Here is an 18,750-nt window from a genome sequence, read left to right as displayed (position 1 = left end):
GCTCAAGCCGCCAGCGGCGCGTGGCCGTCCGCCGGCCGACCCGACCGGCAGTCGCGACAGCGACCGGGCTGCGGGGCGCGGAAGGCCCGCTCGCAGCCGTCGCAGGTCTGGAAGGGCTCCGGCCGACCGACCACGCGCACCGGGCCCGGTGTCGGTGCCGTTGCCGGAGCCACCGGAAGCGGCGGAGGCAGCAGCTCAACGAGCCGATAGGCGAGCACTCCGGCCGCGCGGCGCATGTCCGACGGAAGGCCGGAGGTCAGGACACGACGGACGACGTCGGCCGTGGCGCCCCGCTCGAACCACCGGACGACGCCCGGCACCAACGCGTTCACGTCCCGGGCCGAGAGGACGAGCCGTTCGTCCACGCGGCGCAGCCCCGCCAGCAGGGCGACGGCCTCCTCCTGACACGGGCCGCCGTCTTCCCCCCGTGCCACGTCCTCAACGGCCGCCTCGGGCGCCTTCCCGCGTACGCGGGCGGCTGCGGCAGCATCGATCCGGGACGGCGACTGCTGCGGTGCCGGGGCGGGTTGGTCGTCCTCCGGGGACGGTTCGGGCGCCGTAGACGTCGCGGGGCGTGCCACGGACTCCCGCTCCCGGACGAGGGACAACGGCCGCTGTCCCACCGCGGTCGACAGCGCGCGCTCGGGAACGTGGTGAGCGTACGTCCGGGTCACGATCTTCCCCGTCTCCGAGCGCTCGCGCACCCGCTCCAGGTAGCCGTGTTCCTCCAACTCCCGCAGTGCGGCCGCGATCCGCTGCCGCCCCTCGGGGAAACGCCCGGACAGGGTGCGGATGTCGACGAGCGCGCCATCGGGCAGCGACAGGATGTGCGTGGCCAGCCCGATCGCGGTGAGCGACAACTCGGCGTGCTGGGCGAGGTGATTGCCGATGACGACGTACTGCGTCGGCTGATGGACGCGCATCTGGTTCACTCCCGAGTGGGTGGCGGTCCGGCGAACACCCTGCTGCGGGCGCGCGACGGCGTTAGGCTTCTGCTCAGCCATGGGGAAGCTCTCTTCTTCCTCGTTGGTCAGGCCCCTGCGTTGGGAGTGCTAGTCCCGGGTGGGGGCCGACTCATGTCGTCTGGGATATTCCAGAGGCATCAACGTGCCTCGCCGCAGAGCCTGCACGCCGAAGCACCCACAACGCCACCCATGCAGCCGCTTTTCACCCGCCCGTGTGATCGGGACCGGGTTTGGTCGGTTGGGTAGGTTTTTTCCCCGGGTTCTTTGGTCTTTTACCGCCCGAAGCCCCGCCGCCCGCGATTCCGGGCGGCGGCACGGCGCCGACCGAGCACCCCGAGAGCTGATCACCGGGAAAGGTCCAACTCGGCCCACAGGGTCTTCGCAGGCACCGGCTCGCACCGCACACCCCAGCGGTCCGCCAACTCCTCGACGAGGAGCAGTCCGTACCCCGACTCCGCACACGCGTCGGCGGTCGCGCGAGGACCGACCGGCAGCCGGTCACCACGGGTGTCGGTCACATCAGCCGGGTCATCGCTGACCCGAAGGAAGTGCAGCTCCTCGAAATGCGTTATGGGAACATCCGGGCACAGGCTCTCAGTACACGGGAGTCAACGGCCCTCATCGAGACTGTGCTTGGAGAGACATGAAGCCGGAGCGGATAAAGAGCAGCCACAGCACGGACGAGGGTCCCGACTGCGTCGAGGTGGCCATCCCGGACGAGAGCCACGTCCTCGTCCGCGACTCCAAGAACCCCACCGGCCCCCGCCTCGACCTCGGCTCGGCCGCCTGGGCGACCTTCCTGCCGTACGCCTCGCAGAGCTGACGCGGTGATCGAACGCCTGCCGTCGGACGAGCAGCTCGCGGCGCTCAAGGCCGTCCTCGCACCACGCGCGGTGGACGAGGCTAAGGCAGCCCACCGGCGTCGGCAGTGGCCCGAGCCGACCGTGCCGGACTGGCCCGGCACCACCTGAGCCGCGCGACGACAACGGGGCGCCCCCGAACCAGGGACGCCCCGCATTCACCTCAGGTCGAAGACCGCCGTCGCCGCGACCCCGGTCGCCGTTCGCTCGGGCGCGTCACCGGGTCCCCCGCCTCCAGGGCCGCCGCGCGGCGGCGCATGCCGAAGTCGGCCAGGGCCTCCGCCAGCCTGGTGACGGACGGCTCGGGGGACATCACGTCGACGCGCAGCCCGTGCTCCTCGGCCGTCTTGGCCGTCGCCGGGCCGATGCAGGCGATCACCGTGACGTTGTGCGGCTTGCCCGCGATGCCGACCAGGTTGCGGACCGTGGACGACGACGTGAAGAGCACCGCGTCGAAGCCGCCGCCCTTGATGGCCTCCCGGGTCGTGGCCGGGGGCGGCGAGGCGCGCACCGTGCGGTACGCGGTGACGTCGTCGACCTCCCAGCCCAGCTCGATCAGGCCGGCGACGAGCGTCTCGGTGGCGATGTCGGCGCGGGGGAGGAAGACGCGGTCGATCGGGTCGAAGACCGGGTCGTAGGGGGGCCAGTCCTCCAGGAGACCGGCGGCCGACTGCTCGCCGCTCGGGACCAGGTCCGGCTTCACGCCGAAGGCGATGAGGGCCTTGGCCGTCTGCTCGCCGACCGCCGCGACCTTGATGCCCGCGAAGGCGCGGGCGTCCAGGCCGTACTCCTCGAACTTCTCCCGGACCGCCTTCACCGCGTTGACCGACGTGAACGCGATCCACTCGTAGCGGCCCGTGACCAGGCCCTTGACCGCCCGCTCCATCTGCTGCGGGGTGCGGGGCGGCTCCACCGCGATCGTCGGGACCTCGTGCGGCACGGCACCGTAGGACCGAAGCTGGTCGGAGAGCGACGCCGCCTGCTCCTTCGTCCGCGGGACGAGGACCTTCCAGCCGAACAGCGGCTTGGACTCGAACCACGACAACTGGTCGCGCCGGGCGGTCGCGCTGCGCTCGCCGACCACGGCTATCACCGGGCGGCCGCCGTCCGGGGACGGCAGCACCTTCGCCTGCTTCAGGGTCTGGGCGACCGTGCCGAGCGTGGCGGACCAGGTGCGCTGCCGCGTCGTCGTACCGGCGATCGTCACCGTCAGCGGGGTGTCCGGCTTGCGGCCCGCCGAGACCAGCTCGCCGGCCGCCGCGGCCACCGAGTCCAGCGTCGTCGACACCACCACCGTGCCGTCGGAGGCGCCCACCTCGGTCCAGCAGCGGTCCGACGCCGTACGGGCGTCCACGAACCGCACGTCCGCGCCCTCCGCGTCGCGCAGCGGCACACCGGCGTACGCGGGCACGCCGACGGCGTTCGCGATGCCCGGGACGACCTCGAAGGGCACCCCGGCCGCGGCGCACGCCAGCATCTCCTCGGCGGCGTACGCGTCGAGCCCGGGGTCACCGGTCACCGCACGCACGACCCGCCTGCCGCCCCGCGCGGCCTCCATGACAAGATGTGCGGCATCCCGCACAGCGGGGGCGCCGAGGGTCGTTGACGCACCGTCAACTACCGTCAGCTGGGGCGCGCCTGTGCCCGGATCCGACGGATCGGCATCCGTGTGCACCTCCGACACGCCCTGCCTCGCGTGCGTCCGCACGACGTCGAGCACCTCGTGCTCGGCGACGAGGACGTCCGCGTGGGCCAGCGCCTCCACGGCGCGCAGAGTCAGCAGTCCCGGATCTCCGGGTCCGGCACCGAGGAAGGTGACGTGCCCGTGTTCAGGACCGGCGGGAAGGGTGGTGGGGCTCACTGTGCTCGCTCCCCCATCAGACCGGCCGCGCCCTGGGCGAGCATCTCGGTGGCCATGTCGCGACCGAGTGCCATTGCCGCCTCGTGCGTCTCGGGCACGGGACCGGTGGTGGACAGCTGCACCAGCGTCGAGCCGTCGGTCGTGCCGACGACGCCGCGCAGGCGCATTTCCTTGACAGTCTGCCCGTCGGCCAGAAGGTCGGCCAGCGCCCCGACGGGTGCGCTGCAGCCGGCCTCCAGGGCGGCGAGCAGTGACCGCTCGGCCGTTACGGCGGCCCGCGTGAACGGGTCGTCGAGCTCGGCGAGCGCGGCGATCAGCGAGGCGTCGTCCGCCGCGCACTCGATCGCCAGTGCCCCCTGGCCGGGGGCCGGCAAAACCGTGTCGACCGACAGGAAGTCGGTCGCCTCGTCGATGCGGCCGACCCGGTTGAGCCCGGCGGCGGCCAGTACGACGGCGTCCAGTTCCCCGCTGCGGACGTATCCGATGCGGGTGTCGACGTTGCCCCGGATCGGGACCGTCTCGATCTCCATGCCGTGGGTGCGGGCGTACGCGTTCAGCTGCGCCATGCGGCGCGGCGCGCCCGTGCCGATGCGCGCCCCGCGCGGGAGGTCGGTCAGCTTGCGCGCGTCCCGGGCGACGACCACGTCCCGCGGGTCCTCGCGCTCCGGGATCGCGGCCACGACCAGGTCGTCGTGGGGCGTGGTGGGGAGGTCCTTGAGCGAGTGAACCGCGAAGTCCACCTCTCCCCGCAGCAGTGCGTCGCGCAGCGCGGCGACGAACACGCCCGTGCCGCCGATCTGCGCCAGGTGCTCGCGCGACGTGTCGCCGTACGTGGTGATCTCGACCAGCTCAACGGGCCGACCGGTCACCTGGCTCACGGCGTCCGCCACCTGCCCGGACTGGGCCATGGCGAGCTTGCTGCGCCTGGTCCCCAGCCTCAGTGCCTTCTCAGTCATGCCGGCCCTCGGTTCTTCTCAGTGGTGGTGCTGTTCCCGGCCCGGGAGACGGAGGCCACCGTCTCCTGGTCGAGGTCGAACAGGGTGCGCAGCGCGTCCGCGTACCCGGCGCCGCCGGGCTCGGCGGCAAGCTGCTTGACCCGTACCGTCGGCGCGTGCAGCAGCTTGTCGACCACACGCTTGACGGTCTGGGTGATCTCGGCGCGGTGCTTGTCGTCGAGCCCCGGCAGCCGCCCCTCCAGGCGGGCGATCTCACCGGCGACGACCTCGGCGGCCATGCTGCGCAGCGCGACCACGGTGGGCGTGATGCGCGCGGCGCGCTGGGCGGCGCCGAAGGCGGCGACCTCGTCGGCGACGATCCGGCGGACCATGTCGACGTCGGCGGCCATCGGTGCGTCGGCGGAGGCGTCGGCGAGCGACTCGATGTCCACCAGGCGCGCCCCGGCCAGCCGGTGCACGGCGGCGTCGACGTCGCGCGGCATCGCCAGGTCGAGGACGAAGAGCACCGGCTCGGGACGCGGCACCTCGGCGACCGGCTCCGGGCGGCGGCGCTCGGGGACGCGGCCGACGCGGGTCGCCGTCGCGGCGAGCGCCCCGATCAGCTCGGCGTCCGCCTCCGGTCCCGGCCGGCCCGTCTCGCGCGGCCGGTCCACGGCCGTACCGCCCGCGGCCCAGGCCCCGTGCTGCTCCAGCGTCGCCGCGTCCATGCCGGCCACGGCGGCCTCGCCCATGACGGAGAAACCGGAGGGGACGGAGGGGACGGCGGACAGGTCCAGGGGGCAGTTCTCGTCGCCGGCGGCAGCCGTCCCGGCACCCGGCAGTGGCGTTTCGGCAGCCGCCCGTACGGCGCTGCCCTCGGCGGGCCGCCCGGCCGCGGCCGGTTCGACGGCCGGCGCGCCGACGCGCCCCTCCACCGCCGCCGCCACGGCGTCGGCCGTGAGGACCAGCCCGGTCGCACCCGTGCAGGAGACGGCCACGTCGGCACGTGTCAGCTCGACCGGCACCGAGTCCATCGGTACCGCGCGGGCCAGCACGTCCGTGTCGTCGCCCTCGGAGAGGATCTGCGCGAGGCGCTCGGCGCGCTCGAAGGTGCGGTTGGCGACCACGATCTCGGCGACCCCGGACCGCGCCAGCGTGGCGGCGGCCAGCGAGGACATCGAACCGGCGCCGATCACCAGGGCCTTCTTGCCCCGAGCCCACTGCTGGACGTCGGCCCCGGCGGACAACTGCTCCAGGCCGAAGGTGACCAGGGACTGTCCGGCGCGGTCGATGCCGGTCTCGGAGTGGGCGCGCTTGCCGACCCTGAGCGACTGCTGGAACAGGTCGTTCAGGAGCCGTCCGGCGGTGTGCAGGTCCTGGGCGCGGGCCAGGGAGTCCTTTATCTGGCCGAGGATCTGGCCCTCGCCGACCACCATCGAGTCGAGCCCGCAGGCCACCGAGAACAGGTGGTGGACGGCCCGGTCCTCGTAGTGCACGTAGAGGTGGGGAGTGAGTTCCTCCAGGCCGACCCCGCTGTGCTGGGCGAGCAACGTGGACAGCTCGGCGACGCCGGCGTGGAACTTGTCCACGTCGGCGTAGAGCTCGATGCGGTTGCAGGTGGCCAGCACCGCGGCCTCGGCGGCCGGTTCGGCGGCGACCGTGTCCTGGACCAGCTTGAGCTGCGCGTCCGCGTTCAGGGAGGCCCGCTCCAGCACGCTGACCGGCGCGCTGCGGTGGCTCAGCCCGACGACGAGGAGGCTCATGCCGGCATCACGGCGGGTACGTCCCCGTCGGGTCCCTGGTCGGCGGAGCCGGTGGCGTGCTGCTGCTTGCGGGCGGCGACGGGCGGTGCGACGCCGGCGTCGGCCGCGGCCTCCTCACCCGCCTTGCGCTGCTCGTGGAAGGCGAGGATCTGCAGCTCGATGGAGAGGTCGACCTTGCGCACGTCGACGCCCTCGGGGACGTTCAGCACGGTCGGCGCGAAGTTGAGGATGGAGGTGACACCGGCGGCCACGAGACGGTCGCAGACCTGCTGGGCGGCGCCGGCGGGGGTCGCGATCACACCGATGGAGACACCGTCGTCCTGGATGATCTTCTCCAGCTCGTCGGTGTGCTGCACCGGGATGCCCGCCACGGGCTTTCCGGCCATTCCCGGATCGGCGTCGATGAGTGCGGCGACCCGGAAACCGCGGGAGGCGAACCCGCCGTAGTTGGCGAGCGCGGCGCCGAGGTTACCGATACCGACGATCACAACCGGCCAGTCCTGGGTGAGGCCGAGTTCGCGCGAGATCTGGTAGACGAGATACTCGACGTCGTAGCCGACGCCCCGCGTCCCGTAGGAGCCGAGGTAGGAGAAGTCCTTGCGCAGCTTCGCGGAGTTGACCCCCGCGGCGGCGGCCAGCTCCTCGGAGGAGACCGTGGGCACCGAGCGCTCGGAGAGCGCGGTCAGCGCGCGGAGATACAGCGGAAGCCTGGCGACGGTGGCCTCGGGAATCCCTCGGCTGCGGGTCGCCGGTCGGTGTGTTCGGCCAGTTGCCACGGTGCTCCTGCGGGTAGAGCGGGGCTGTAGGCGGTCATACGTCCCTACATGACCGCCCCGTCGAATGCAGGCTATGTCTTTGTGAACGCGTGCACAAAGATGGTGTCCGATTTGCCCGGCCAACGTGACCGGGGTCACGCGCCCCCGGCGCACCGAACGGGAACCGGCGCATACAGACCCTCGTCCCTCACTCATCGGGGGCAAAGCCGTACACGCTCCTCACGATCAACGCCCCCGAGACCTGGTCACCATCGATCCTAAGCGACCATACGGACTACTTGTACTGATCGGTCAGTGCCTTGCGCAGCCGTTCCTCGTTCACACGCCAGAAGGTGTGCTGCCGTCCGTCGACCAGCACGACCGGAATCTGCTCCCAGTACTGGTCGTGGAGTCGGCGGTCCTCGGTGATGTCCTTCCCCTCCCAGGGGACCCCGAGTTCGGCACAGACCTTCTCGACGACGGACTGTGCGTCATCACACAGATGACAGCCGGGTTTGCGGATGAGGGTGACGAGATGGTTCTCGGAGTGCTCAGAGGGCTCGGGCTGCGCGGGCTTCCGGCGGAAGAGGGGGCTCATGCCGGCCATTCTCGCGCGCGCGGACGCCCCCACGGCGGGAGGCCGCCCGCCGACGGGGTCGCCCGGAGTTCACAGCCCGGTTCACCGTCCGAAAACCTCTCGGCTCCGAAGCACCCGAACAAACTGGCTATGCTCACGGGCATGGCCGTTCTTCGATGGCTCACTCCCCGTAGGCGTTCCGCCACGGCGCGGAGCGTGTTGGCAGGCGAGGCCTCGGCGGAGGCGGCGCGCAAGTCCGCGGAGGCCGCCGAGGCCGCACAGCCCGTCCAGGACACCGACTCCGGCGCCGCGGAGCCCGAGTTCCCGGTGCACGGCGACGAGAGAGCAGCCGCCTTCTTCGACCTCGACAACACCGTCATGCAGGGCGCCGCGATCTTCCACTTCGGCCGGGGCCTGTACAAGCGGAAGTTCTTCGAGACCCGCGACCTCGCCCGCTTCGCCTGGCAGCAGGCGTGGTTCCGGCTGGCCGGGTTCGAGGACCCGGAGCACATGCAGGACGCCCGCGACTCGGCGCTCTCCATCGTCAAGGGCCACCGCGTCTGTGAACTGAGGTCGATCGGCGAGGAGATCTACGACGAGTACATGGCCGAGCGGATCTGGCCCGGCACCCGCGCCCTCGCCCAGGCCCACCTGGACGCCGGGCAGAAGGTCTGGCTGGTCACGGCGGCCCCGGTGGAGATCGCCCAGGTGATCGCCCGCCGCCTGGGCCTGACCGGTGCGCTCGGCACGGTGGCCGAGTCGATCGGCGGCGTCTACACGGGCAAGCTGGTCGGCGAACCCCTGCACGGCCCCGCCAAGGCCGAGGCGGTGCGTGCCCTGGCGGCGGCGGAGAACCTGGACCTGTCCCGCTGCGCCGCCTACAGCGACTCCCACAACGACATCCCGATGCTGTCCCTGGTCGGACATCCGTACGCGATCAACCCGGACTCCAAACTGCGCAAGCACGCCCGCGAGCTGGAGTGGCGGCTGCGCGACTACCGCACCGGCCGCAAGGCGGCCAAGGTCGGCATCCCCGCGGCCGCGGGCGTCGGCGCGGTGGCGGGCGGCACCGCGGCGGCCATCGCGCTGCACCGCCGCCGCCGTTGACCCGGGCGTCGGCCCAATCGGGATGACGTACCCGCGGGACGGGCTCTCCAGTCCCCCTTACTCGCATCGACCACAACACGCTCTGTAGTCACCAGGAATCCGAACCGTTCCGGTCATCAATCGATCAATCTGACGCATCCGACCGGTCGTCAATCGGGCACGGAAGCGACGTAATCGACGATTTGAGCAACTGGGCGTAGCAGCGCCTGTACGAAGCGTTATTCTCCTCAGACGCATTCCGGTGCCCCACCTTCGCTACGACGGGTGAATGGTTCCGTACTGCACGTGATGGAAGCTCTGCCTCTGGGAGTCCCGTGTACCCACACGTCGGGGTTGACGCCTCGGGCCTGGCTACGCTGCGCGCAACGGTCAAATCAGCCCAAGACCTGTTGCGCGGCTTCGTCCCCACCGCGTATGCCGTCCCCGCCCTCGCCGCGGCCGCCGTGCCCGCCGGTCCGTGCTACGCGCTGGCCGAAGGGAGCGCCGCCGTCGGCAGACGAGCGCGGTCGTCCTCGTCCGGGGCCGCCGCCACCACCCACCGCCGCCCCGCCGCGGACAGCGACAGCGCCCGCATGATGGAGCTGGTCGAGCGGGCCCAGGCCGGCGAGGCCGACGCCTTCGGCCGGCTCTACGACCAGTACAGCGACACCGTGTACCGCTACATCTACTACCGCGTGGGCGGCAAGGCCACCGCCGAGGACCTCACCAGCGAGACCTTTCTGCGGGCCCTCAGGCGCATCGGCACCTTCACCTGGCAGGGGCGCGACTTCGGCGCCTGGCTCGTGACCATCGCCCGCAACCTGGTCGCCGACCACTTCAAGTCCAGCCGCTTCCGCCTCGAGGTCACCACCGGCGAGATGCTCGACGCCAACGAGGTCGAGCGCTCCCCCGAGGACTCCGTCCTCGAGTCGCTCTCCAACGCCGCCCTGCTGGAGGCCGTACGACGGCTCAACCCGCAGCAGCAGGAGTGCGTCACCCTGCGTTTCCTCCAGGGCCTCTCGGTCGCCGAGACCGCCCGTGTCATGGGCAAGAACGAGGGCGCGATCAAGACGCTCCAGTACCGCGCCGTGCGCACCCTCGCCCGGCTGCTCCCGAACGACGCCCGCTGAGGGCGTTCACTGCCCGCATTCCCCAAATCACCTTCGGTGAGAGTCTGTTGAGTCCGCGGTCCGATCATCCGCCGTCCGTAACCCAAGTGCCGCGCCGCTCGTTGTGCGGGATGCAGGCTCCCTGTGGTCACTCCCTGGCCGGCTCCGATCACCCGATCGGATGGTTTCGATCAGGGCGTGCAACCCTCAGGACCCCCTGGGGAGTCGACCGTGATGACGAGAGGAGGTGCCGCCAGTGATCGCGAACGTATCGGCACACCGGCGGGCGAACGCCTTCGCCCAGGCTCTGGAGGAGCAGTCCGATCCCGGGGCGGCGGCCGAGCAGTCCGGAGGGCCGGCACCCGCCGGGGCCACCGCGGAACCGACCGAGCAGGGTCGTCTGACGACCCTCGCGCGCGGTCTGGAGTCGCTGCCCCGGCCCGAGCTGGATCCCGAGGTCAAGGTCGTCCAGCGGGCCCAGCTCGTGGCCGCCTTCGAGGCCATGCTGCAGGAGGGCACCGCGAGCGGCGGGGCGGCGGACACGTCGGTTCCTGAGCAGCGCCGGGCGCGCGGCACCCATCGCGCGGCCCCGCTGAGCAGGTTGCGGCCCCGCTCGCGGCTGGCCAAGGGGCTCACCGCCGGCGGACTGAGCGTGAGCGTGGCGGCGGGAGCCTTCGGCGGAGTCGCCGCCGCCAGTTCCGACGCCCTGCCCGGCGACTCGCTGTACGGCCTCAAGCGCGGCATAGAGGACTTCCGCATCGGCCTCGCCGACGGCAACGACGAGCGGGGCCGGGCCTACCTGGACCTCGCCTCGACCCGGCTCAGCGAGGCACGCCGACTGATGGAGCGCGACCGCGGCGGCCCCCTCGACCACGAGTCCCTCGGCGAGATCCGGCGCGCCCTGTCCGGTATGCGGCACGACGCCTCCGAGGGCCACCGCCTGCTCAGCGCGGCCTACGCCCACGATCCCGACTCGCTGGCCCCCATGCAGGCCCTCTCGGCCTTCTCCCAGTCCCACCGGGAGACCTGGGGAGCACTGCGCGACCGGCTGCCCGTGCAGCTCGGGGACGTCAGTGAGCAGGTGTCGTCGGTGTTCGACGCCATAGACGACGACGTGGCTCCGCTGGAGTCCATGCTGCCGTCGTCACCGGCCCAGGACGACGACGGCGGGGACGACGGCCGGCCGGGCGGTTCCGGCTCGACGACCACCGACGCCCCCGGCTCCGGTCACTCGTCGACGCCCCGCACCGACGACGGCACGTCCGAGCGCGGGCGTTCCCACTCCGACCGGCCCAGCGAGTCCGCCGGCTCCGGCGACGAGAACGACGGTCTGCTCGGCGGCGGCACCGGCGGCCTGTTCGACCCGCCCAAGGACGACACCGGCACCTCCTCCCCGCCCGCGGGGGGCGGCGACACCCCGGCTCCCAAGCCGGACGTCACCCTCCCGCCGCTCCTCCCGGGCCTGCTGCCCGGCCTGGGCATCGAGGCGGAGGACGCGGACTGAGCCGACGCGGCGGATGTGCGGCGGTGGGGCGACCCCACCGCCGTACGCGCCGTACGGCCGGTCAGGAGAACACCGAACGCCGCCGCACCAGCAGCTTGTACAGCGTGTGCTGGAGCCCACCCACACCGCCGGCCTCGCGCCGCTTCGCGGGCTTCGCCCGGCTGCGCCGGACTCCGTCCGGCGAGTCACCGCACCCCCTCGGCTCAGAAGAACACCGAACGCCGCTGCACCAGCAGCTTGTAGAGCGTGTGCTGGATCTGCTCCCGCACCTGGTCGGTCAGGTTGAACATCAGCACCGGATCCTCGGCCGCCTCGGGCGCGTAGCCGTCCGTCGGGATCGGCTCACCGAACTGGATCGTCCACTTCGTCGGCAAGGGCACCGCGCCCAGCGGCCCCAGCCACGGGAAGGTCGGCGTGAGCGGGAAGTACGGGAAGCCCAGCAGCCGTGCCAGGGTCTTGGAGTTGCCGATCATCGGGTAGATCTCCTCGGCCCCGACGATCGAGCACGGCACGATCGGCGCCCCCTGCCGCAGCGCCGTGGACACGAAGCCGCCCCGCCCGAACCGCTGGAGCTTGTAGCGCTCCCCGAACGGCTTCCCGATGCCCTTGAAGCCCTCCGGCATCACCCCGACCAGCTCGCCCTGGGCGAGCAGCCGTTCGGCGTCCTCCGCACAGGCCAGCGTGTGCCCGAGTTTGCGCGCCAGTTCGTTGACCACCGGCAGCACGAACACCAGGTCCGCCGCCAGCAGCCGCAGGTGCCGGTCGGCCGGGTGGTGGTCGTGCACGGCGACCTGCATCATCAGCCCGTCCAGCGGCAGCGTCCCGGAGTGGTTGGCGACGATCAGCGCTCCACCGTCGGCGGGGATGTTCTCCACGCCCTTCACCTCGACCCGGAAGTACTTCTCGTACACCGGCCGCAGCAGGGACATCAGCACCTGGTCGGTCAGCTCGGCGTCGTAGCCGAAGTCGTCGACCTCGTAGTCCCCGGTGAGCCGGCGGCGCAGGAAGGACAGCCCGGCCGCGACGCGACGCTCCAGGCCGCCGTCCCCGTCGCCGTCGCCGTCGCCCCCAGCCGACGACCGCACCGACGACGTCACCGGCGCCTGCGGTCCGGGCGGCGTCACGGGACCGTCCTCGCGACCGTCCCGGCGATCGTCCTCGGGCGCGGCTGCTCCGCGCAGGGGCAGCGGCTGCACCTCACCCGCCGGCTCCGGCTCCGTCTTCGCCCGGTGCCGGTTCCCCCGCGAACGGTCGTCGTCGAACGGAATGACCTTGGCGTCCGCCATCGTTGCTGCGCTCCTCAGTTGGCGCTCTACGTCGAAAGGTGACCGCTGCCCCGCAGGGACAGCTCCGCGATCCGGTCGACGGCCCCCGCGAGCGCCTCGGGCGGCAGCAGCCCGGCACCCCGGCCGCGCGCGAAGTCCGCGAACGCCCCGGCCGTCGAGTAGGTCGGCCGGAACCCCAGCGTCTCGCGCATCTGCGTGGTGTCCACCACCCGACCGTGGGTGAGCAGCCGGATCTGCTCGGGGGAGAAGTCCGTCATCCCCAGCGTACGCACGAGCGATCCCGCCCAGGTGACCGCCGGCAGCAGCAACGGCACCGTCGGACGGCCGAGCCGCCGCGAACACTGGGAGAGCAGCAGCACACCGTCCCCGGCGATGTTGAACGTCCCGCTGTTGAGCGTGCCCCGCCGCGCCTCGTGCGAGCAGACCCGCAGCACCTCGACCACGTCGTCCTCGTGCACGAACTGCAGCCGGGGGTCGTAGCCGAACACCGTCGGCAGCACCGGCAGTCCGAAGTACGAGGCGAGCGGCGTGTCCGCGGCCGGACCGAGGATGTTGGCGAACCGCAGCACGGTCACCGACACGTCCGGCCGTCGGCGCGCGAAGCCCCGTACGTACCCCTCGACCTCGACCGCGTCCTTGGCGAAGCCGCCGCTGGGCAGGGACTTGGGTGCCGTGGTCTCGACGCAGACGGCGGGATCGCGCGGCGCGGAGCCGTAGACGTTCGTGCTGGACTTCACCACCAGCCGCCGCACCGTCGGCGACTTCTGGCAGGCGCCGAGCAGCTGCATCGTGCCGATGACGTTGGTCTCCTTCACCGACGTGCGGCTGCCGCTGCCCAGCGGCGTGCCCGTCACGTCCAGGTGGACGACCGTGTCCGCCCGCGTCTCGGCGAGGACCCGTCCGATGGCCGACTGCCGGATGTCCGCCTGGACGAAGTCCGCGCCGCCCAGATGGTGCTCGGGCGCGACGGCGTCCACCCCGACGACCCGCTCCACGTCGGGATCACGCTGGATCCGCCGGACGAACCGGCCGCCCAGCTGCCGGGCCACTCCGGTCACGAGCACGACCTTGCCCAAGATCAGCGCCTTCCTTCCGCCTGCTCCAGCCCTTCCAGCCCTGCTCCGGCCAACTTAGCCGGTAGGTGTTGCGCGGTGATGACCGACGGACACGGCAGATGACGAAAAAGGGCCGCCGTACGACTGTGGCCCCCCACCGGATGCGGTGGGGGGCCACAGACCACGCTGACGGCGCGGCGTCGCCTACTTCTTGTTGCGACGCTGAACGCGCGTGCGCTTCAGCAGCTTGCGGTGCTTCTTCTTGGCCATCCGCTTGCGCCGCTTCTTGATAACAGAGCCCACGACTATCCTCGCTCACTTCTCATCACTCGGTTGGTGAGCGCCATGGGCCCACACGACCTACGAGGGGCCAGCCTACCGGTCCGAGCGCTGAGGTCGTAATCGAGGTCCGTCAGGCCGTTTCCACCCCCACGTAACTCTCGCGGAGGTACTCATGAACCGCTTGCTCCGGGACACGGAACGACCGTCCGACCCGGATCGCGGGCAGATGACCACTGTGCACCAGCCGGTACACGGTCATCTTGGACACGCGCATCACCGCGGCGACCTCCGCCACGGTAAGGAACTGAACCTCGTTCAGAGGCCTTTCGCCAGCTGCAGCCATGACACACCTGAACCTTCCGCACTCGACGGCCACCGGCTTCCCCTTCCGGTGACTCTTCGTCGCTGCGTGCTCACTCCCCAATGTAGGGGCGGGTGATGCGAGTGGGGAAGAGGTGCACCCATCACTTCCCTACCGTGACAGACACGCCCGATTGAGTACGTAGCGGGTGAGCGGTCGGTAGTACTCGGACCGCACAGCGTCATCAAGCGGAACGGCGACGGACACCAGCCCCTCGGCCTCCCCCACGAAGAGCGCGGGATCGTCCGTATCGGCCGGCCCGATGGCCTCAAACCCCAGCTGACCTGCACCGCAGACCCACCCGTGATCCCCGATCACCAACTCGGGCAGCGGCCCGCCGCCCTCGGCCGCCGCCGCCAGCGCCGTACGAACCGGCAGCGGCGAGTGCGTGTGCGCGCCGGGCTCACCACCGGCGCGCCCGGCAGCGGGTTCCCGCACCATCGCGACTCCGCGGACGTAGTCGAGGTGGTACGTGCGTAGGCCGAACCGGGTCGTTATGTCGACAGAGCGACCCTGCGCGAGGGTGAGGACAGCACATCCCGCCGCCGACAGCGCCTCGGCCAAGGCGACGTAGAAACCGAGCAGTCGATGCGGGTGCCCGGTGCCCAGCAGCACCGGAGCACGCCGCTCGGCGACCGCCGCGAGCCGGCCGGCGAAAGCGTCCAGGGCCGCGAGGGTCCGGTCGGGGTCGATCAGGTCCGGACCGGCGGTCTCGCGCGGATCGGCCGAAACACCGCACCTCTCCGCCATCAGCCCCAGCAGCTCCCGCTGCCCCCACTCCCGCTCCGGATCGATCCCGATCAGCACCCGGGGATCCCGCGCGGCGAACAACCGGTAACTCCGCAGACTCGCCTCCCGAGAGGTCGCCACCACCCCGGCCAGCCGAACATCAAGAAGATGAGCCCGAAGAGCTCCACGGGTCAGCACCCGTCCGATGCTGCCGGGTCATCCAGCGCCCGACCCAAGAAACGGAAGAACCTACGCACGGTCGGCGTAACACGACACTCAAGCTGCGGGCAGTCGTGCCGCTGGGGCGGCACGGGTGGGCGCAGCGGCACCCCGCCACGCCGGGCTGCGCACCCACCCCTACGGCAGAAGCCCCCGCACCGGAAACACCGCCCGCCGAGCCGCCCGCACCGCCTGATCCACCCGGTCCGCGGGGTCGTACCCCGCCTCCCAGGAGGCCCACGACACCGGCCACCGCCCGTCAGTCATCCGCATCGGCCCCAGCTGCCGCGTCCGTGCGTACACCTCCTGCCGCCACCCCTCCGGAATCACCGTCTCCGGCTCCACCGGCCGCCCCGCGGCGATCCCGACCAGATGCGCCCACGACCGCGGCACCACGTCCACCACGGCGTAACCGCCACCCCCCAGCGCCACCCACCGCCCCCCGGCGTACTCGTGCGCGAGGTCGTGACAGGACACCTGCACCGCCCGTTGCGCGTCCAGCGACACCGCGAGATGCGCCAGCGGATCCTCGAAGTGCGTGTCGGCCCCGTGCTGCGTCACCAGCACCTGCGGCCGGAAGTCGGCCAGCACCTCCGGCACCACCGCGTGGAACGCCCGCACCCACCCCGCGTCCCCGGTCCCCGCGGGCAGCGCGACGTTCACCGCCGACCCCTCCGCACAGTCCGCGCCCGTCTCCTCCGGCCACCCGGTCTGCGGGAACAGCGTCCGCGGATGCTCGTGCAGCGACACCGTCAGCACCCGCGGGTCCTCCCAGAACGCCGCCTGCACCCCGTCGCCGTGATGCACGTCCACATCGACGTAGGCGACCCGCTCGGCCCCCAGCTCGAGGAGCCGCGCGATCGCCAGCGCCGCGTCGTTGTACACGCAGAACCCGGACGCGGCGCCCGGCATGGCGTGGTGCAGCCCGCCCGCGAAGTTCACCGCGTGCAGCGCGTCCCCGCGCCACACCGCCTCCGCCGCCCCCACCGACTGCCCGGCGATCAGCGCGGACACCTCGTGCATCCCCGCGAAGGCCGGGTCGTCCACCGTCCCGAGCCCGTACGACACGTCCGCCGCTCCCGGGTCCGCCGACGCCGCCTTCACCGCGTCGATGTAGTCCTCCCGGTGGACCAGGCGCAGCGTCGACTCCCCGGCCGGCCGCGCCGCGACGACCTCGACCTCCCGGTCGAGCCCGAGGGCGCCGACCAGGCTTCGCGTCAGCGCGAGCCGGATTGGATCCATCGGATGTTCCGGACCGAAGTCATAGCCCGTTACTGCCTCGTCCCACATCAGCTGTGCGCGGCCGCTCATGCCCGCCACCGTATCGGTCCGGCCGATCCCCGAACGACCTGGCGTACACGACCGTCACCAGCACCAACACCATGGGCACGAGCATCGCCCCGCGATAGCTCCAGGCGTCCCCGAGCGCGCCCACCAGCGGCGAACCGATCAGGAAACCGACGTAGTTGAACACGTTGAGCCGAGCCACCGCCGCGTCGGACGCCCCCGGACGAGCGTCCCGCTCCGCAGCCAGCCGCCCCGCCGCCGCGAACGTCTGCGGCACCAGCACACACAGCCCGAGCCCCAGCAGCGTGAACCCGAGCATCCCCACCCGGGCCCCCGGCGCCGACGCCACCACGGCGAACCCGCCCGCCGCGACCACGGCCCCGCCCCGCACCACCGCCACGGCCCCGAACCGCCGCACCCCGAAGTCCCCGAGAGCCCGCCCCACCAGCGTGGTCACCATGTAGACGTTGTACGGAACGGTGGCCAGCTGCTCCGAACTCCCCAGCACGTCCTGCAGATACTTGGCGCTCCAGTTGGACACGGTCGAGTCCCCGATGTACGCGAACGTCATCACCAGGCACAGCGGCAACAGCACCTTGAAGCCGCCCCCGGCCCCGCCCGACCCCTTCTCCACCGCCGCCCCGGCCGGACCGCCGCCGTCCCCGTCGACGTACCACCGGCTCCCGACCAGCGCGGCCGGCAACAGCACGACGACCACGGGCAGATACGACACCCACAGCGCCAGGTCCCAGTGCGCCCCCGCCCACGCCAGCGAGGCCCCCAGGATCCCGCCGAGGCTGTACGTCGCGTGGAACCCGAGCATGATGCTGCGCCCGTACGCCCGTTGCAGGCTCACCCCGAGCATGTTCATCGACGCGTCCAGCGCACCGACGGACAGCCCGAAGACGGCGAGGGCGACGGCCAGCACCACCACCCGGTCCCCCGCTCCGACGCCGAGCAGTGCCAGCAGCACCACCGGCTGGGACCAGCGCAGCAGCCGGCTCGGCCGCACCCGCCGCACCAGGCGCTCGCTCACCACGCTGCCGACCCCGGCCAGCACCGGCACGGCGGCGAGGAAGACCGGCAGCAGCGCGTCGGAGACGCCGTACCGGTCCTGGATGGCCGGGATACGCGTCACCAGCAGCGCGAAGGCGACCCCTTGGGCGAAGAAGCCGAACGCGAGCGAAGCCCTGCCGCGCCGCAGCACATCAGTCATGGCGGCGAGCGTAAGGCCCCGGCTTACCCGTGGGTAGATCCAGCCAAAGGTGAATTCTGCTCAGCTTCGATGGTCGCGTCGACCCGGCCGACGTTCGTCAGCGTACGAGCAGGTCGGCCAACTCCCCCATGTCCCCGAAGAGCCGGGTGGCTCCGGCGAGCTTCGCAGCCGACGTCATGGCGGTGAACCCGTACACGTCCATCCCGGCGGCGACCGCGGCCTGCACGCCGAGGGGGCTGTCCTCCACCACGGCACAACGCTCCGGTGCCACCCCCATCCGCGCGGCCGCGTGCAGGAACAGATCCGGCGCCGGCTTCCCACGGCCCACGTCCTGGGAACTGAAGATCCGCTCGTCGTCGAACCACCGGTCGAGCCCGGCCTTCCGATGCCCCACCCGAATCCGCTCATGGCTCCCGGAGGACGCCACGCAGTACGCCACCCCGTCCGCGGCGAGCTTCTCCAGCACCTCGACGGCCCCCGGAACGGGCTCCAGCTCCCGTTCGAAGGCGGCGAACACCCGCCCGTGGAAGACGTCGTCGAAGTCCTCCGGCAGCCGCCGCCCCGTCCGCTCCCACACGAGGTCGTGCACGCGGTGCATGGCACCCCCCAAGTAGTCCCGCAGCGAGTCCTCGTACGACGTCGGGTGCCCCAACTCGGTGAGATAGCCGGCGAGCAACCGATTGGAAATCGGCTCGCTGTCGACGAGAACACCGTCGTTGTCGAAGATAACCAGGTCGTAGCACATACCCCGACCCTAAACGCAGAAAGCCCCGCACCGTTCCCGGTGCGGGGCTTCCTCGCAATAATTGTTCGGCGGCGTCCTACTCTCCCACAGGGTCCCCCCTGCAGTACCATCGGCGCTGTAAGGCTTAGCTTCCGGGTTCGAAATGTAACCGGGCG

19 protein-coding genes, 1 rRNA gene and 2 pseudogenes are annotated in these 18,750 nt (G+C 71.7%); 6 read left to right on the top strand and 16 right to left on the bottom strand.

The features are described from left to right. Positions 1-2 precede the first annotated feature (2 nt). Positions 3-1,004, bottom strand: coding sequence for a helix-turn-helix domain-containing protein (locus AB0P07_RS00110; protein ID WP_365542891.1), 1,002 nt, complete (start codon positions 1,002-1,004; stop codon positions 3-5). A 305-nt stretch (positions 1,005-1,309) separates the two neighbouring features. Next, positions 1,310-1,486: pseudogene (locus AB0P07_RS00105) on the bottom strand (ATP-binding protein); the annotation flags it as partial. Between AB0P07_RS00105 and AB0P07_RS00100 the strand changes: the two are divergent. From AB0P07_RS00100 to AB0P07_RS00090, 3 genes and pseudogenes are all read left to right on the top strand, one after another. Then, positions 1,484-1,612: pseudogene (locus tag AB0P07_RS00100) on the top strand (transcriptional regulator); the annotation flags it as partial. The pseudogenes AB0P07_RS00105 and AB0P07_RS00100 sit on opposite strands and share 3 nt — an antisense overlap. Then, positions 1,609-1,788 carry a DUF397 domain-containing protein gene (locus tag AB0P07_RS00095; protein WP_365542889.1) on the top strand — a complete coding sequence of 60 codons (180 nt, stop codon included), beginning with the start codon at positions 1,609-1,611 and terminating at the stop codon, positions 1,786-1,788. The pseudogene AB0P07_RS00100 and the gene AB0P07_RS00095, both read left to right, overlap by 4 nt. Before the next feature lie 4 nt (positions 1,789-1,792). After that, entirely contained in the window at positions 1,793-1,936 is a 144-nt protein-coding gene (locus AB0P07_RS00090; RefSeq protein WP_365542886.1) for a hypothetical protein, read from the top strand. A 52-nt stretch (positions 1,937-1,988) separates the two neighbouring features. On the opposite strand, the gene AB0P07_RS00085 is transcribed toward AB0P07_RS00090, so the two are convergent. The 5 genes from AB0P07_RS00085 to AB0P07_RS00065 form a co-directional block, all read right to left on the bottom strand. Beyond that, positions 1,989-3,686 (bottom strand): bifunctional uroporphyrinogen-III C-methyltransferase/uroporphyrinogen-III synthase, encoded by a 1,698-nt coding sequence (locus AB0P07_RS00085; protein ID WP_365542884.1) that lies wholly within the window; start codon positions 3,684-3,686, stop codon positions 1,989-1,991. Next, positions 3,683-4,642 (bottom strand): hydroxymethylbilane synthase, encoded by a 960-nt coding sequence (gene hemC / locus AB0P07_RS00080; RefSeq protein WP_365542881.1) that lies wholly within the window; start codon positions 4,640-4,642, stop codon positions 3,683-3,685. Before hemC ends, AB0P07_RS00085 begins: the two co-directional genes overlap by 4 nt. Next, positions 4,639-6,384 carry a glutamyl-tRNA reductase gene (locus AB0P07_RS00075; RefSeq protein WP_365542878.1) on the bottom strand — a complete coding sequence of 582 codons (1,746 nt, stop codon included), beginning with the start codon at positions 6,382-6,384 and terminating at the stop codon, positions 4,639-4,641. Before AB0P07_RS00075 ends, hemC begins: the two co-directional genes overlap by 4 nt. Further along, positions 6,381-7,160: a redox-sensing transcriptional repressor Rex gene (locus AB0P07_RS00070; protein ID WP_365542876.1), complete on the bottom strand. Its 780-nt coding sequence runs from the start codon at positions 7,158-7,160 to the stop codon at positions 6,381-6,383. The genes AB0P07_RS00075 and AB0P07_RS00070 overlap by 4 nt, the downstream gene beginning before the upstream one ends. A 274-nt stretch (positions 7,161-7,434) precedes the next feature. Continuing rightward, the gene (locus tag AB0P07_RS00065) at positions 7,435-7,746 is read right to left on the bottom strand and encodes a glutaredoxin family protein (RefSeq protein WP_365542873.1); all 312 of its coding nucleotides are present in this window, start codon (positions 7,744-7,746) and stop codon (positions 7,435-7,437) included. A gap of 132 nt (positions 7,747-7,878) precedes the next feature. Here AB0P07_RS00065 and AB0P07_RS00060 point away from each other — a divergent pair, with 132 nt between their 5' ends. The 3 genes from AB0P07_RS00060 (at position 7,879) to AB0P07_RS00050 (ending at position 11,415) form a co-directional block, all read left to right on the top strand. Beyond that, entirely contained in the window at positions 7,879-8,823 is a 945-nt protein-coding gene (locus AB0P07_RS00060; protein ID WP_365542869.1) for an HAD-IB family hydrolase, read from the top strand. 314 nt (positions 8,824-9,137) lie between these two features. Continuing rightward, positions 9,138-9,932, top strand: a complete 795-nt coding sequence (locus AB0P07_RS00055; RefSeq protein WP_365542867.1) for an ECF subfamily RNA polymerase sigma factor, BldN family — start codon at positions 9,138-9,140, stop codon at positions 9,930-9,932. 235 nt (positions 9,933-10,167) lie between these two features. Further along, positions 10,168-11,415: a DUF5667 domain-containing protein gene (locus AB0P07_RS00050; RefSeq protein ID WP_365542864.1), complete on the top strand. Its 1,248-nt coding sequence runs from the start codon at positions 10,168-10,170 to the stop codon at positions 11,413-11,415. 203 nt (positions 11,416-11,618) lie between these two features. On the opposite strand, the gene AB0P07_RS00045 is transcribed toward AB0P07_RS00050, so the two are convergent. The 9 genes from AB0P07_RS00045 to rrf form a co-directional block, all read right to left on the bottom strand. Then, the gene (locus AB0P07_RS00045) at positions 11,619-12,701 is read right to left on the bottom strand and encodes a lysophospholipid acyltransferase family protein (RefSeq protein ID WP_365542861.1); all 1,083 of its coding nucleotides are present in this window, start codon (positions 12,699-12,701) and stop codon (positions 11,619-11,621) included. 26 nt (positions 12,702-12,727) lie between these two features. Continuing rightward, positions 12,728-13,777 (bottom strand): NAD-dependent epimerase/dehydratase family protein, encoded by a 1,050-nt coding sequence (locus tag AB0P07_RS00040; RefSeq protein WP_365542858.1) that lies wholly within the window; start codon positions 13,775-13,777, stop codon positions 12,728-12,730. Between the two features lie 183 nt (positions 13,778-13,960). Then, on the bottom strand, positions 13,961-14,059 hold the full coding sequence (locus AB0P07_RS00035) for an AURKAIP1/COX24 domain-containing protein (protein WP_003948845.1): 99 nt from the start codon (positions 14,057-14,059) through the stop codon (positions 13,961-13,963). Between the two features lie 109 nt (positions 14,060-14,168). Continuing rightward, positions 14,169-14,381: a helix-turn-helix domain-containing protein gene (locus AB0P07_RS00030; protein WP_007443703.1), complete on the bottom strand. Its 213-nt coding sequence runs from the start codon at positions 14,379-14,381 to the stop codon at positions 14,169-14,171. A 129-nt stretch (positions 14,382-14,510) separates the two neighbouring features. Then, entirely contained in the window at positions 14,511-15,326 is an 816-nt protein-coding gene (locus tag AB0P07_RS00025) for a phosphatase (protein ID WP_365542854.1), read from the bottom strand. Positions 15,327-15,485: 159 nt separating this feature from the next. Further along, positions 15,486-16,658, bottom strand: coding sequence for an acetoin utilization protein AcuC (locus AB0P07_RS00020; protein WP_365542852.1), 1,173 nt, complete (start codon positions 16,656-16,658; stop codon positions 15,486-15,488). Next, positions 16,609-17,850, bottom strand: a complete 1,242-nt coding sequence (locus tag AB0P07_RS00015) for an MFS transporter (RefSeq protein WP_365542849.1) — start codon at positions 17,848-17,850, stop codon at positions 16,609-16,611. Before AB0P07_RS00015 ends, AB0P07_RS00020 begins: the two co-directional genes overlap by 50 nt. Before the next feature lie 97 nt (positions 17,851-17,947). Beyond that, positions 17,948-18,595, bottom strand: a complete 648-nt coding sequence (locus AB0P07_RS00010) for an HAD family hydrolase (RefSeq protein ID WP_365542846.1) — start codon at positions 18,593-18,595, stop codon at positions 17,948-17,950. Between the two features lie 63 nt (positions 18,596-18,658). Beyond that, positions 18,659-18,750: ribosomal RNA gene (gene rrf / locus AB0P07_RS00005) — 5S ribosomal RNA — on the bottom strand; the annotation flags it as partial.

The sequence above is a fragment of the Streptomyces sp. NPDC085944 genome (assembly GCF_040686295.1).
Taxonomy (GTDB): Bacteria; Actinomycetota; Actinomycetes; order Streptomycetales; family Streptomycetaceae; genus Streptomyces; species Streptomyces salinarius.
This window is presented reverse-complemented; position numbering and strand designations above follow the sequence as displayed.

Excerpts from the sequence above, each read along its gene's own strand:
- AB0P07_RS00045 (WP_365542861.1), bottom strand. The coding sequence starts at position 12,701 with ATGGCGGACGCCAAGGTCATTCCGTTCGACGACGACCGTTCGCGGGGG.
- AB0P07_RS00060 (WP_365542869.1), top strand. The coding sequence starts at position 7,879 with ATGGCCGTTCTTCGATGGCTCACTCCCCGTAGGCGTTCCGCCACGGCG.
- AB0P07_RS00010 (WP_365542846.1), bottom strand. The coding sequence starts at position 18,595 with ATGTGCTACGACCTGGTTATCTTCGACAACGACGGTGTTCTCGTCGAC.
- AB0P07_RS00065 (WP_365542873.1), bottom strand. The coding sequence starts at position 7,746 with ATGGCCGGCATGAGCCCCCTCTTCCGCCGGAAGCCCGCGCAGCCCGAG.
- AB0P07_RS00015 (WP_365542849.1), bottom strand. The coding sequence starts at position 17,850 with ATGACTGATGTGCTGCGGCGCGGCAGGGCTTCGCTCGCGTTCGGCTTC.
- hemC (WP_365542881.1), bottom strand. The coding sequence starts at position 4,642 with ATGACTGAGAAGGCACTGAGGCTGGGGACCAGGCGCAGCAAGCTCGCC.
- AB0P07_RS00030 (WP_007443703.1), bottom strand. The coding sequence starts at position 14,381 with ATGGCTGCAGCTGGCGAAAGGCCTCTGAACGAGGTTCAGTTCCTTACC.
- AB0P07_RS00020 (WP_365542852.1), bottom strand. The coding sequence starts at position 16,658 with ATGAGCGGCCGCGCACAGCTGATGTGGGACGAGGCAGTAACGGGCTAT.
- AB0P07_RS00095 (WP_365542889.1), top strand. The coding sequence starts at position 1,609 with ATGAAGCCGGAGCGGATAAAGAGCAGCCACAGCACGGACGAGGGTCCC.
- AB0P07_RS00110 (WP_365542891.1), bottom strand. The coding sequence starts at position 1,004 with ATGGCTGAGCAGAAGCCTAACGCCGTCGCGCGCCCGCAGCAGGGTGTT.
- AB0P07_RS00075 (WP_365542878.1), bottom strand. The coding sequence starts at position 6,384 with ATGAGCCTCCTCGTCGTCGGGCTGAGCCACCGCAGCGCGCCGGTCAGC.